Genomic DNA, 13,371 nt, shown 5'->3' on the forward strand with positions numbered 1-13,371 from the left:
AAAGTAATAAAGTTTTAAATGTTATTTAATGATTAATTTTTATCCTAATTAAGGAGCCAATCGGTCCATTTTCCAATTAAAATCGGACTGTAATTGGTATCTAATTCTGTCGTGTAATCTGTTGGCGCGACCTTGCCAAAATTCGACCTCTACTGGTCTTACCAAAAAACCTCCCCAATGTTTTGGTCTTTCAATTTCAATATTTTGATAGTCTTGTTCAAGTTTTTTCAAATTGGATTCAAGAAATTCTCGATTAGGGATCACTTCACTCTGTGGAGATACTATAGCGCCAAGCTTACTTCCGTCTGGTCTCGAGGCAAAATAATTATCAGAAACTGCTTCAATAGTTTTTTCGGCAATACCTTTAATAATTACTTGTCTTTCTAAATTTGTCCAAAAAAAGGAAAGGCAAATATTAGGGTTTTGTTGAATTGCTTTTCCCTTTTCTGAATTGTAATTGGTGTAGAATATAAATCCTTCTTCGTTGAATTTTTTTAATAAAACCACCCTCGATTTTGGAAAACCATCCAAACCTACAGTAGCAACAGTCATGGCATTTACTTCTTCAACCCCTCCAAAATCTTCAGTTTCATGAAACCAACGATTAAATAAATTAATTGGATCTTCAGGAAGATTTTGCTCTAGTAGCTCACTTTTTTCATAGGATTTTCTATAATTGCTCAGGTCTTTCATAGGGCTCTAATTTCATGCAAATTTAAGTAATAATCTAAACCGAAATTAATCGTGATTTTCAATGCTTTTATAAGCATCAATAACTTTTTTCACCAATCGATGGCGAACAATATCTTTATCATCAAGGTAAATGATGCCAATTCCTTCTATGTCTTTCAAAACCAATAAAGCTTCTTTTAATCCCGAAATAGTCCTTCTCGGTAAATCAACTTGTCCCGGATCTCCGGTAATGATGAATTTGGCGTTTTTTCCCATACGCGTTAAAAACATTTTCATTTGGGAGTGGGTTGTATTTTGCGCTTCATCCAAAATCACAAAAGCATTGTCTAAAGTTCGACCTCTCATAAATGCTAAAGGGGCTATTTGTATAATCCCTTTTAGGATATAATCGTCCAATGTTTGTGGTGGAAGCATATCGCGTAAAGCATCATAAAGTGGCTGCATATAGGGATCCAACTTTTCTTTCATATCTCCAGGCAAAAAACCTAAGTTTTCACCTGCTTCAACTGCAGGTCGAGTTAAGATGATTCTCTTTACTTGTTTTTCTTTCAGTGCCTTAACAGCAAGCGCAACACCGGTATAGGTTTTACCTGTTCCTGCTGGGCCAACTGCAAAAACCATGTCGTTTTTAAAAACAGTTTCTACAAGTAAATGCTGGTTTGGTGTCATGGCTTTTATGAGCTTTCCGCCAATTCCATGTACCAATATTTTTTCATGATCGGGCATGCGCTGTTCTTCAGCTGAATTACTTTGAATAACTCGATCAATTACATTCGAATCAATGTTGTTATACCTTGTAAAGTGTAGCATCAATCTGTTGAATCGGGTTTCAAATTCATCTAATTCTGCTTTTTCACCAAATACCTTAAGAGTAGTTCCTCTTGCAACAATTTTTAATCTTGGGTAGTACTTTTTAATAGTTTCAAGATGGGAGTCTTGTGTTCCCCAAAATTCTTTTGGAGCGATGTCGTGTAATTCAATGATGCGTTCGTTCAAATGGTAGTAGTTTTTTAATTATTTTTTACTATTTATTAGTAGATTTGCAATCATTTCAAATTTAAGAAATACACCGGTACAATTCCGAATTATTTATAAACAATTTTATGTCAATAATTACCCTTACTACCGATTACGGAACCAAAGACCATTATGTGGGTGCTTTGAAGGGGAAGATTTTGTCACAAAATAAAGATTTGATTCTGGTTGATATATCACATCAAGTAGATCCATTTAACGTGAGTGAAGCAAGTTATTTACTTCAAGGTGCGTATGCTAGTTTTCCTAAAGGTACGGTACATTTAATTGGTGTGGATATCGAATTAAAAGAAGACAATCAGCATATTGTTGTTCAGTGGAATGATCATTTTTTTGTTACTGCCGATAATGGAATTTTAAGCCTTTTGACCACCCAATTGAAACCACAAAAAATGGTTTCGATTACTATTCATGATCGGTTATTGCCTGATGCAACCGATATGGATGTTTTGGTTACTTCTGCGGTACACATTGCAAAAGGTGGCGCGCTTACGGTGATAGGAAAAGAAATTCAATCGCTTAAAGAAGTTACCGAATTGCAGGCAGTAGTGTCTTCCGATAAAAATTCAATTAAAGGGTATGTAGTGTATATTGATAATTTTGGAAACGCAATTACCAATATTACTAAGAAATTGTTTTTAGAAACGGCCAAGGGGAGACCTTATGAAGTGCAATTTAAAAGTAAAAAAGTCAAAAGTATTTTTGCAAAATATTCCGATATTGAAACAATAGAAAAGCAATCTTTGTATAATATCATGGGAAAATCGTTGGCTATTTTTAATGAAGCAGGATTTTTAGAAATTGGTTTGTATAAAAGTAATCCCAAAATTGGTTCGGCATCCAGCTTACTTGGTTTGGAATACCGCGATTTTGTATTGATAAATTTCAGTTAAAAATAGTTTAATGAAGAAATTTACAATCCTGTTTTTATTACTTAATTATGTTGGACTTAACGCTCAAAATTTAGATAGTACTTTTGTAAAATTCTATACTTATTCTGACAATTTAAAAACAAATAATAAAAATGGGGAAGTAGGCAGTACTATTTTTGAAATTGCTTCTAAATTAAATACACAATCTCCTTTGAAATATTTTCATGAAGCAACTATACTTCTCAATAAAGACCAGTATAATGAAGCTAGTTTTATTTTTATTTTAGGCGCTATGCGTTGGAAATATTATGGAAATTTTTTCAAGTACAGTGAAGTTGATTACAATCAAAAAAACGAATTAGAGGAAGTGATTAATGCGTTTTTAAGAAGTAATGTTCGTAATTTTGCTTCAATATTAAAAAAGGCTAGTTCGTATCATTTATCAAACGACTACATTTTTTGCTCAAGAAAAAAGAAGCCATTTTATTATGACGAAGCAGCTGGGTTTTATCAAAGATTGGCGAATCAAATACTAATTAATGAGGCTTATTTTTCAAATATGTGGAAAAAGGAGCGGGTTGATTTTGAAAACGAATTAAAAAAATAATATATGTTTGTACGAATTGTGAAAATGTCTTTTCACCTAGAAAACATCCCGGCATTCCTAGAAAATTTCGAATTAGTGAAAACTCACATACGAAATGCGCCCGGAAATCGTTTTCTAGAATTGTATCAAGATAAAAACAACCCCCAAATTCTATTTACCTATAGTTATTGGGATACAGAAGAAGATTTAGAAAATTATAGAAAATCGGCTTTATTTGATGAAGTTTGGACTTTTACCAAAAAGTTATTCAACGATAAACCCGAAGCGTGGAGTGTAGACAAATTAGTTACTTTAGAATAAATTATGAAATCAATATTATTAAGAGAAATAAAATCCTTTTTTGGATCGCCAATAGGTTATTTGGTGATTGCTATTTTTCTGTTACTGAACGGATTGTTTCTATGGGTTTTTGAAGGAGAATACAATATTTTAAATAGTGGCTTTGCCGATTTATCTCCTTTCTTTACAATATCTCCTTGGATATTGATTTTTCTTATTCCAGCAGTTACTATGCGCAGTTTTTCAGATGAAATGAAACAAGGTACTTTGGAATTATTAGTAACCAAACCAATATCAATTTGGGAAATTGTAATTGGTAAATATCTAGGTGCTTTTGCTCTTATTATCATAGCAATTATTCCAACTTTAATCTATGTTTATGTGCTGTATGGGCTAGGAATGCCCGAAGGTAATATAGACATGGGAAGTACTTTAGGTTCTTATTTTGGACTTTTATTTTTGATTTCTGGATATGCAGCAATTGGAGTATTTACTTCCTCACTTTCAGAGAATCAAATCGTTGCATTTATTATCTCCGTATTTTTATGCTTCTTTTTGTATTTTGGATTTCAAGGAATTGCTTCCCAATTTAAAGATTGGCAAGAGTTTATTTCTTTCTTCGGAATGGAAAATCACTTTAAAAGTATGAGTCGTGGAGTTATTGATACCCGAGATGCTCTTTATTTTATGAGTATTACCACCTTGTTTTTGTCGGTGACTGTTTACAAACTTAAATCGCTTAAATCATAATGGAAAATAAGAACCCTAATTTAAAAAATCTATTTACCATTATTTTTATAATAATGGCTGTTAATTTTGCCGGTCATTTTCTTTTTAAACGTTTTGATTTAACTGAAGATAAAAGGTATACACTTTCACAAACTTCGTTGAACATAATTAGCGAAGTGAAAGAACCACTTTATGTTGATGTTTTTTTGGAAGGAAATTTTCCAGGTGAATTCAAAAAATTGCAAACAGAAACCCAACAGCTTTTAGAGGAGTTTAAGGCAACTAATTCTAATGTTATTTTCCAATTTATTAATCCGTTGGATAAAGAGGAAGATCGCGACAAAACCTTACAAAAGTTTTATGATAGGGGTTTAATGCCTCTCAATGTTACAATGGATGAAAAAGGAAAACAAACTCAAGAAATTGTTTTTCCATGGGCTGTTGTAAGTTATGGCAATAAAAGTGCAAAAGTGCCATTGCTTAAAAACATGATGGGTGCATCTACAGCTCAAAAAGTAGTAAGCTCGGTACAGCATTTAGAATATGCTTTTTCAAATGCTTTTAATACAGTTACTAAAACACGGGAGAAGAAAGTAGCTATTATTAAAGGAAATGGTGAGCTACATGATTTATTAATAGCCGATTTTTTAAAGTCGGTTAGAGAAAATTATTTTATTGGGCCCTTCACTTTAGATTCGGTTGCAAAAAATCCGGAGAATACTCTAAAAGAATTGAAAAAATACGATTTGGCTATTATTGCTAAGCCAACCGAGGCTTTTTCTGATTCTGAAAAACAAGTATTAGACCAGTTCCTTATCAATGGAGGTAATACGATTTGGCTTGTAGATCAAGTGAATATGGAAATGGATAGTTTGATGGAAACAGGTGAGAACATGGCTTTTCCAAGAGATTTGAATTTAAATGATCTATTCTTTAAATATGGTGTTCGTATTAAGCCCGATTTAATCAAAGACATCATGGCAACCCCAATATCTTTGGCTACAGGTCAGCAGGGTAGTGCTACACAATATACTAAATTTCCATGGTTGTTTTCTCCAATGGTTTATCCTGTTGCAAATATGGATAATTCCAAAACAAACGCTATTGTAAGTAATTTGGACGGAATAAAATTTGAGTTCACTAACCCTATAGAAGTTCTAAAAAACGACATAAAAAAGACGGTATTATTACAAAGTTCCCCTTATTCAAAATCGGTTGGTACACCTACACAAGTAAATTTAAATATGGTTGAAGATCGCCCAGAACAAAAAGAGTTTTTTGGTCATGGAAACCTTCCGGTTGCAGTTTTATTAGAAGGTAAATTCAACTCGGTTTACCAAAATAGAGTCCTTCCATTTGCAGAAAAAGATTTTAAACCAACAGGAAGAGATTCAAAAATGATTCTTATTTCAGATGGAGATGTGATAAGAAATCAATTGGACAAAGACTACCAACCATTAGAGTTAGGATTTGATAAATGGACCAATAATTTGTATGCAAATAAAGAGTTTATGCTTAATTGTGTAAATTATTTATTGGATGATAATGGCTTGATAAATATTAGAAGTAAAGAAGTTGCATTGCCTATTTTAGACACTCAAAAAGTAACCGAAAATTATACTTTTTCTCAGATTCAAACTATTGGTATTCCTATAACCTTAGTTTTAGTTTTTGGAATTGTTTTTACTTTTTTGAGAAAGAAAAAGTACAGTAAATAAAAAATTAGTGTAACAAATTACATTTATATATAACTAATTAAGATGCTTTTGTGAAATCAAAAGCATTTTTTTCTTTTATTTGTTTATCAATTAACTAACTCCAATCTATGAAAAAATTTATTTTAAAAGCTTCTATTTTTAGCGCTTTGTTTTTCGGATTTACTTCTGTAAATGCTCAGGACGCCAAGCCAATGTCAAATTATAATTATAATGAAACATTTGCTAATAATTTTTATACAAAAAATGCAACGGAAACACGTTCTGCAAGTGGTCAGCCAGGTCCTAAATACTGGCAAAATCGTGCGGATTACACTTTAACCGCAAATTTGAATGAGCAAACTAAAGAAATTTCAGGGTCAGAAATTTTAACGTACACTAATAATAGTCCAGATAAACTAAGTTTTTTATGGATGAATTTGGAGCAAAATTTATTTAAAAAAGATTCCCGTGGTAACGCTATCATTCCATTAAAAGGAAGTAGAAATGGTGCCAAAGGACAGGATTTTGACGGAGGTATTAAAATAAAATCGCTTAAAGTGATTTCAACAGTAGGTGGAAAGACGGTTGAGAAAGAAGCAACTTATTCTATTGTAGATACTCGTATGCAAGTAAATCTTCCACAAGAGTTAAATGGAAATGGTGCATCGGTTAAATTAAAAATTGAATTTTCATTCGTTTCTCCAGATTATGGCTCGGATCGAATGGGAGTTGTTGATACTAAAAACGGAAAAATTTTCACAGTGGCTCAATGGTATCCTAGAATGTGTGTTTATGACGACGTTCGTGGTTGGAACACATATCCTTACCTTGGAGCAGGAGAATTTTATTTAGAATATGGTGATTTTGATGTAGCAATTACTGCGCCAGCTAGTCATATTGTAGTTTGTTCTGGTGAATTGCTTAACACTTCAGAAGTGTATACTGCTGAGCAACAAAAACGTTGGGCTGCTGCAAAAGCAAGTGATAAAACCGTTATGATTCGTACTGCAGAAGAAGTAACGCAAGTTGGAACTCGTCCAGAAGGAAAATCTACCCTTACTTGGAAATTTAAAATTAAAAATGCGCGAGATGTTTCTTGGGCTTCTTCAGCAGCATTTATTGTAGATGCAGCTCGAATCAATCTGCCTAGTGGAAAAAAAGCATTGGCTATTTCAACCTATCCAGTTGAATCTGATGGTCAAGAAGCTTGGGGAAGAGCTACAGAATATACAAAAACATCGATTGAAAATTATTCAAAAAGATGGTTTGAATTTCCTTATCCTGCAGCAACTAACGTAGCTGGTAATGAAGGCGGAATGGAATATCCAGGTATTGTTTTTTGTGAATTAACATCAAAAGGTGCAGAACTTTGGGGAGTTACAGATCATGAATTTGGTCACGGTTGGTATCCAATGATTGTAGGTTCTAATGAACGTTTATTTGCGTGGATGGATGAAGGATTTAATACTTTTATTAATGGATTAAGTGCTCAAGATTTTAATAATGGTGAATACAAGCAACCAGAACAAAATATGCACGAAGTTTCAGAAATGCTGACTGATCCTAGTTTGGAGCCAGTAATGGCTAATCCAGGAAATTTAAAAGAAGCAAATCTTGGAATATTAGCTTATTTTAAACCAGGTGCAGGATTAGATATGCTTAGAAATAATGTGTTAGGTAAAGAACGATTTGATAAAGCATTTAGAACTTACACAGAGCGTTGGGCTTTTAAACATCCTATGCCAGACGATTTCTTTAGAACTATTGAAAATGTAGCAGGTGAAGATTTGGGTTGGTTTTGGAGAAGCTGGTTTATTAATAACTGGAGATTGGATCAAGGAATTTCAAAGGTTAAATATGTAAAAGGAGATGCTAAAAAAGGAGCAATTATCACAATTGAAAACCTAGAAAAAATGGTGATGCCAGTTGAAATTGAAATCAAAACAAAAAGTGGAGCTGTTTCAAGAAAATCATTACCTGTAGAAGTATGGGAGCGAAATTCAGATTGGACATTTAAAGTAGATACTACTGAAGAATTAGATTCGATTACAATTGACCCAGATAATAAGTTACCAGACAGTAATTCAGAAAATAATGTATGGACTATTGAAAAAAATGGAATTACTAAAGTTGAATCGTTATCTCCTTACTTAGGAAAATTCTCAAGTACTAAACTTCCAATTAAAATTACTTTTACAGAGGAAGAGGAAAGCTTAGTTATTAATGCTCAAGGTCAACCTTCTACTGCTTTAGAAAATAAAGGTGCTGGTAAATTTACTTTAGACCAAGCTGGTTTAGTAATTCAGTTTAATGAAGCAAAAGATGGATTTAATTTAAGTGTAGGTCCTCAAAGTTTTGATTTTACTAGAGATAAATAAGATTAGATATTAAATATTAAAAGGCCCGCAACTGCGGGCCTTTTTTATTTTTTCTTTAAAATTAAGGAACTAATTAATGTGATTACAATTCCAAATGGCACTATCTCCATATAGGTTAACAGAATAATCATCAAAGGATTTTTATACATTTCCTTATAGGATTCCATTTTTGTAGTTACTTCTGCTAATTCAGATGGAGTAGCATGAGCGATTTCTGATTGCGCATATTTCTCAATGAAATCAGGGAAGAAGTTGTAATAAACAATTAGCCAAACCCCAACATAAAACGTGGAAATTAATAAAGTTATTAAGGAACCAATTTGAAGTGCCTTTGAAAATGATATTTTGCCATTAGCTATTTTTCGATAGCGTTCGATTCCCAAATAAATAAAGATAAAAGCAAGTAGCATTCCGCCAAATCCTATAGCATAATTAGGTTCAAATCCTTTTGAACTATTGTAACACAAATAAGTTCCAATTGCCATAGAGGTAGCAATTATTAATCCCCCAATAGTTCCATTTTTTAAAATAATATTTTTCATATTTATCTATTTAATAACAAAATATAAATGTACTATTTTTTTAATTTATTACAAATTTGGAATTAATTCAGTTCATTTTGATTTCGAAAAACCAATTGCCCATCAAAACAATCCAATAAAATAATACTATCGGTGGTTACTTTGCCGGCCAATATTTCTTTAGAAAGTTGGTTTAAAACTTCACGCTGAATGACTCTTTTTACAGGACGAGCTCCATATTGTGGGTCGTATCCTTTTTCTGATAAATAATTTATAGCTTCAGGAGTTGCATCCATGGTTATGCTTTGTTCCGCTAGCATTTTAACTAATCCCTTCAACTGAAGTCCAACAATCTCTTTAATATTATCAGACGATAAAGGCGTAAACATTACAATTTCATCAATACGGTTAATGAATTCAGGTCGGACCATTTGTTTCAATAAACCTATAACTTCAGTTTTGGCTGCTTCAATTGCTGCATCTACACCTTTTATGTTTTCAAATTTTTCCTGAATAATAGCGCTACCAATGTTTGAAGTCATGATAATAATTGCGTTTTTAAAGTCAGCAACTCGGCCTTTATTATCCGTTAATCTTCCTTCATCTAAAACCTGTAACAATATATTGAAAGTATCCGGATGTGCTTTCTCTATTTCGTCCAACAAGATAACGGAATATGGTTTTCTTCGTACCGCTTCCGTTAACTGACCGCCTTCATCATAACCCACATAGCCAGGAGGCGCACCAACCAATCGGCTTACGCTATGACGCTCTTGGTATTCACTCATATCAATTCGGGTCATTGCATTTTCATCGTCAAATAAGTATTCGGCAAGCGCTTTCGCTAATTCGGTTTTGCCAACACCAGTAGTTCCAAGAAATAAGAAAGTTCCAACTGGCTTTTTCATATCTTGCAATCCTGCACGACTTCTTCTCACGGCATCACTAACCGCTTCAATCGCTTCTTCTTGACCAACAACACGATGGTGTAATTCTTCTTCTAGTTTTAATAGTTTTTCTCGTTCTCCTTGAAGCATTTTCATAACCGGAATTCCGGTCCATTTTGCTACCACTTCAGCAATATCTTCTCTGGTAACTTCTTCTTTTATTAATGAGGATCCCGATTGGTTTTCAGCTAATGTAATTTGCAAAGTATCCAATTGCTCTTGTGCCTCTTTTATTTTTCCGTAACGAATTTCGGCTACTTTTCCATAGTCTCCGTCGCGTTCAGCGCGTTCTGCTTCTAATTTAAAGTCTTCAATTTCTTGCTTAACTGACTGAATTGAATCGACTACATCTTTTTCGGATTTCCATTTGGTAAAAATCTCGTTTCGATCTTCTTTTAAATTGGCTAAATCCAATCCAAGCCCTTTTAACTTGTTTTCATCTTTTTCTCTTTTAATCGCTTCAATTTCAATTTCTAATTGCATTATTTTACGATCTAAGACGTCTAATTCTTCTGGCTTTGAATTGATTTCCATTCGCAATTTAGACGCGGCTTCATCCATTAAATCAATCGCTTTGTCTGGAAGAAAACGATTCGTAATGTAGCGTTGTGATAATTCTACCGAAGCGATAATGGCATCATCCTGAATACGAACTTTATGATGAGTTTCGTATTTTTCTTTAATTCCTCTCAAAATTGAAATAGCGCTCTCTGTATCCGGTTCTTCAACCATTATTTTTTGGAAACGGCGTTCAAGAGCTTTGTCTTTTTCAAAATATTTTTGATATTCGTCAAATGTGGTTGCTCCAATTGCACGAAGTTCCCCTCGAGCCAAGGCTGGTTTTAATATATTCGCGGCATCCATAGCGCCTTCGCCACCGCCTGCACCAACAAGCGTGTGGATTTCATCAATGAAAAGAACAATGTCTCCTTCGGCAGAAGTTACTTCTTTAACTACAGCTTTTAATCGTTCTTCAAATTCTCCTTTGTATTTCGCACCAGCAATAAGCGCTCCCATATCTAATGAAAATACAATTTTATCTTTTAGATTTTCGGGCACATCACCATCAACAATTCGGTGCGCAAGTCCTTCAGCAATGGCCGTTTTTCCTACACCAGGTTCTCCAACCAACATTGGGTTGTTTTTGGTTCTTCGGGTTAATATTTGTAAGACTCTCCGAATTTCTTCGTCTCTACCAATAACCGGATCTAGTTTTCCGCTTCGAGCCAATTCATTTAGGTTTTTTGCGTATTTACTTAAGGAATTGTACGTTTCTTCTGCAGATGCCGATGTTACTCGTTCTCCTTTGCGCATTTCGGTGATTGCTGCTTCCAAAGCTTTTTCGGTAACGCCTTGGTCTTTTAGTATTTGAGCGACTTTGCTTTTCGACTTAAAAATCGCCAATAATAAATGTTCTATTGAAACAAATTCATCGTTTCTTTTTGTAGCAATTATTTCTGCTTCATTTAAAGTGGTCGATGCTTCTCTTGAAAACATAAGTTCTCCACCCGTTACTTTTGGAAAACTCTGAATAGTAGCTTCTAGTAGTTTCTTGAAAAGATCAATATTTACATTAAGCTTTTTCAGGATAAACGGAGTCACATTTTCATCAACTTCTAAAATGCCTTTAAAAAGGTGTTCGTTTTCAAGTTGTTGTTGACCAAAACTCTGTGCAATGAGCTGTGCTTTTTGCAAAGCTTCTTGCGATTTAATGGTTAATTTATTTATGTTCATTGTGTGTTTTTTATTGTTTGATTTAAATTAATAAATTCTATATTTGATGATTGTCGGACAATTTATATTCCAATACTAAATTATAGACAAAATGACACTTTTTTCGGATGAAATCCATATAAAGTTACGACAAAAAGTCTTAATTAATGACAAAATATGAGTTTATTTAATAATTTTTTTGGTGCAACCCCACAAGAGGAAACCAATTCTAAAATCAATTGGTTAGCGCTTACCTCAGTTTCTCAATTAGATGAAATAGAAGATGCATCTAACTCAAAATTAGTTGTACTATTTAAGCACAGTACCCGTTGCAGTATTAGTAGAATGGCTTTGCGTCAATTTGAAAATGATTTTGAATCCAACGATCAAATTCTACCGTATTACTTAGATTTATTGAATCATAGGGACATTTCTAATGAAATTGCTTCAAAATTTTCAGTGGTGCACCAATCACCGCAATTACTTATTATCAGTAAAGAGAAATGCATCTATGATGCTTCACATAGTGATATTGATGCTGAAGTAATCAAAAACTATTTATAAAAAAAAAACAGCTTTAAGCTGTTTTTTGAGTTCTTATTTTCTTACAAAAGGAGGGAGAAGTTTACTGGAAACTTCACCAAATCCAATTCGCATGGAGCTATTTTGACAATATCCTTTAATGGTAACGGTATCATTATCATTAATGAATTTTCGCTCTGATCCATCTTTCATAGTAATTGGATTTTTTCCACCCCAAGTTAATTCCAACATCGATCCAAAACTGTCTTCAGTTGGGCCAGAAATTGTTCCAGATCCCATCATGTCGCCCGAATTTACTCGGCATCCATTGGAAGTATGGTGTGTTAGCTGTTGCGACATCGACCAATACATGTATTTGAAATTGGATTTTGAAATTAAGCTTTCTTCTGCATTTTCAGGTTTTAAATACACTTCAAGATTAATGTCGTACGTATGTTTTCCTTTTTGTTGTAAATAGGGTAGTGGCGTTGGTTCTTGTTTCGGACCTTTAGTTCTAAATGGTTCTAAAGCATCCATAGTAATAATCCAAGGAGAAATTGATGAAGCAAAGTTTTTTGCTAAGAAGGGACCAAGAGGCACATATTCCCATTTTTGAATATCTCTCGCGCTCCAATCATTAAGCAATACCATTCCGAAAATATAATCTTCCGCTTCATTGATTAAAATATTTTCACCCATAACATTCACATCGGTAGTGATAAATGCTGTTTCTAATTCGAAATCCACCAATCGTGATGGTCCAAAAACCGGACTTGTTTCTCCGTTTGGTAATGTTTGTCCCATTGGTCGGTGTACCGGAATTCCCGAAGGAACTATTGTAGAACTTCTACCGTGGTAACCTACTGGTATATGTAGCCAGTTTGGTAATAATGCATTTTCTGGATCCCGAAACATTTTCCCTACATTGGTAGCATGTTCTTTACTGGAATAAAAATCGGTGTAATCTCCAATTAAAACCGGAAGTTGCATTTCAATATCTTCCATTTTGAAAATGATGATTTCTCTATGTTTTGCATTATCACGAAGTAACGGATTTTCGCTATCAAATAATTCGATAAGTCGATTTCGTACTAATCGCCATGTTTTTTTTCCGTCCGAAATGAAGTCGTTCAATGTATCTTGCATGAACATATCATCGGTCAATTCAATTCCATCAAAATAGCCTAGCTGTTGCAAAGCTCCCATATCAATGGCGCAATCTCCAATTCGTGTTCCTATGGTGATTACATCTTCTTTTGTTAAAAACACTCCGAAAGGAATATTTTGAATTGGAAAATCACTGTTTTCTGGAACTTCAATCCAGGATTTACGATTTGGATTATTAGCTAAATTTGGCATGATAGTATGTTGATTTGTT

At 33.6% G+C, this 13,371-nt stretch carries 12 protein-coding genes; 7 read left to right on the plus strand and 5 right to left on the minus strand.

Annotation, left to right across the window (positions count from 1 at the left end):
- Positions 1 to 48 precede the first annotated feature (48 nt).
- Both pdxH and ACKOWY_RS03210 read right to left on the minus strand, forming a co-directional pair.
- On the minus strand, positions 49 to 693 hold the full coding sequence (gene pdxH, locus ACKOWY_RS03205) for a pyridoxamine 5'-phosphate oxidase (protein WP_408940002.1): 645 nt from the start codon (positions 691 to 693) through the stop codon (positions 49 to 51).
- Positions 694 to 738: 45 nt separating this feature from the next.
- On the minus strand, positions 739 to 1,689 hold the full coding sequence (locus ACKOWY_RS03210; protein ID WP_408940003.1) for a PhoH family protein: 951 nt from the start codon (positions 1,687 to 1,689) through the stop codon (positions 739 to 741).
- A gap of 107 nt (positions 1,690 to 1,796) precedes the next feature.
- On the opposite strand from ACKOWY_RS03210, the gene ACKOWY_RS03215 reads away from it, so the two are divergent.
- The 6 genes from ACKOWY_RS03215 to ACKOWY_RS03240 all read left to right on the plus strand — a co-directional run bounded on the left by ACKOWY_RS03215 (position 1,797) and on the right by ACKOWY_RS03240 (position 8,290).
- Positions 1,797 to 2,621, plus strand: a complete 825-nt coding sequence (locus ACKOWY_RS03215) for an S-adenosyl-l-methionine hydroxide adenosyltransferase family protein (protein ID WP_408940004.1) — start codon at positions 1,797 to 1,799, stop codon at positions 2,619 to 2,621.
- A gap of 10 nt (positions 2,622 to 2,631) precedes the next feature.
- The gene (locus ACKOWY_RS03220) at positions 2,632 to 3,207 is read left to right on the plus strand and encodes a hypothetical protein (protein WP_408940005.1); all 576 of its coding nucleotides are present in this window, start codon (positions 2,632 to 2,634) and stop codon (positions 3,205 to 3,207) included.
- Between the two features lie 3 nt (positions 3,208 to 3,210).
- Positions 3,211 to 3,507, plus strand: a complete 297-nt coding sequence (locus ACKOWY_RS03225) for a putative quinol monooxygenase (RefSeq protein ID WP_408940006.1) — start codon at positions 3,211 to 3,213, stop codon at positions 3,505 to 3,507.
- Between the two features lie 3 nt (positions 3,508 to 3,510).
- Positions 3,511 to 4,236: a gliding motility-associated ABC transporter permease subunit GldF gene (gene gldF / locus ACKOWY_RS03230; RefSeq protein ID WP_408940007.1), complete on the plus strand. Its 726-nt coding sequence runs from the start codon at positions 3,511 to 3,513 to the stop codon at positions 4,234 to 4,236.
- Complete coding sequence (gldG, locus tag ACKOWY_RS03235; protein WP_408940008.1) at positions 4,236 to 5,933, plus strand: gliding motility-associated ABC transporter substrate-binding protein GldG; 1,698 nt, start codon at positions 4,236 to 4,238, stop codon at positions 5,931 to 5,933. Before gldF ends, gldG begins: the two co-directional genes overlap by 1 nt.
- A 107-nt stretch (positions 5,934 to 6,040) precedes the next feature.
- Positions 6,041 to 8,290, plus strand: a complete 2,250-nt coding sequence (locus ACKOWY_RS03240; protein WP_408940009.1) for a M1 family metallopeptidase — start codon at positions 6,041 to 6,043, stop codon at positions 8,288 to 8,290.
- A gap of 44 nt (positions 8,291 to 8,334) precedes the next feature.
- On the opposite strand, the gene ACKOWY_RS03245 is transcribed toward ACKOWY_RS03240, so the two are convergent.
- Together ACKOWY_RS03245 and clpB are read right to left on the minus strand one after the other, a co-directional pair.
- A complete protein-coding gene (locus tag ACKOWY_RS03245; RefSeq protein ID WP_408940010.1) occupies positions 8,335 to 8,832 on the minus strand; it encodes a DUF4199 domain-containing protein in 498 nt (165 codons plus the stop codon).
- 62 nt (positions 8,833 to 8,894) lie between these two features.
- Entirely contained in the window at positions 8,895 to 11,492 is a 2,598-nt protein-coding gene (clpB, locus tag ACKOWY_RS03250; protein ID WP_408940011.1) for an ATP-dependent chaperone ClpB, read from the minus strand.
- Positions 11,493 to 11,648: 156 nt separating this feature from the next.
- On the opposite strand from clpB, the gene ytxJ reads away from it, so the two are divergent.
- Complete coding sequence (gene ytxJ / locus ACKOWY_RS03255; RefSeq protein WP_408940012.1) at positions 11,649 to 12,035, plus strand: bacillithiol system redox-active protein YtxJ; 387 nt, start codon at positions 11,649 to 11,651, stop codon at positions 12,033 to 12,035.
- Positions 12,036 to 12,068: 33 nt separating this feature from the next.
- Here ytxJ and fahA read toward each other — a convergent pair whose 3' ends face one another.
- Entirely contained in the window at positions 12,069 to 13,352 is a 1,284-nt protein-coding gene (gene fahA / locus ACKOWY_RS03260) for a fumarylacetoacetase (protein WP_408940013.1), read from the minus strand.
- Positions 13,353 to 13,371: the final 19 nt, after the last annotated feature.

Source organism: Flavobacterium sp. (genome assembly GCF_046073885.1).
Classification (GTDB): domain Bacteria; phylum Bacteroidota; class Bacteroidia; order Flavobacteriales; family Flavobacteriaceae; genus Flavobacterium.

What these genes read in the sequence shown, in the direction of transcription:
- clpB (WP_408940011.1), bottom strand. Translation starts at nt 11,492, where the DNA reads ATGAACATAAATAAATTAACCATTAAATCGCAAGAAGCTTTGCAAAAA.
- ytxJ (WP_408940012.1), top strand. Translation starts at nt 11,649, where the DNA reads ATGAGTTTATTTAATAATTTTTTTGGTGCAACCCCACAAGAGGAAACC.
- ACKOWY_RS03225 (WP_408940006.1), top strand. Translation starts at nt 3,211, where the DNA reads ATGTTTGTACGAATTGTGAAAATGTCTTTTCACCTAGAAAACATCCCG.
- gldG (WP_408940008.1), top strand. Translation starts at nt 4,236, where the DNA reads ATGGAAAATAAGAACCCTAATTTAAAAAATCTATTTACCATTATTTTT.
- ACKOWY_RS03245 (WP_408940010.1), bottom strand. Translation starts at nt 8,832, where the DNA reads ATGAAAAATATTATTTTAAAAAATGGAACTATTGGGGGATTAATAATT.
- fahA (WP_408940013.1), bottom strand. Translation starts at nt 13,352, where the DNA reads ATGCCAAATTTAGCTAATAATCCAAATCGTAAATCCTGGATTGAAGTT.
- ACKOWY_RS03240 (WP_408940009.1), top strand. Translation starts at nt 6,041, where the DNA reads ATGAAAAAATTTATTTTAAAAGCTTCTATTTTTAGCGCTTTGTTTTTC.
- pdxH (WP_408940002.1), bottom strand. Translation starts at nt 693, where the DNA reads ATGAAAGACCTGAGCAATTATAGAAAATCCTATGAAAAAAGTGAGCTA.
- ACKOWY_RS03215 (WP_408940004.1), top strand. Translation starts at nt 1,797, where the DNA reads ATGTCAATAATTACCCTTACTACCGATTACGGAACCAAAGACCATTAT.
- gldF (WP_408940007.1), top strand. Translation starts at nt 3,511, where the DNA reads ATGAAATCAATATTATTAAGAGAAATAAAATCCTTTTTTGGATCGCCA.
- ACKOWY_RS03220 (WP_408940005.1), top strand. Translation starts at nt 2,632, where the DNA reads ATGAAGAAATTTACAATCCTGTTTTTATTACTTAATTATGTTGGACTT.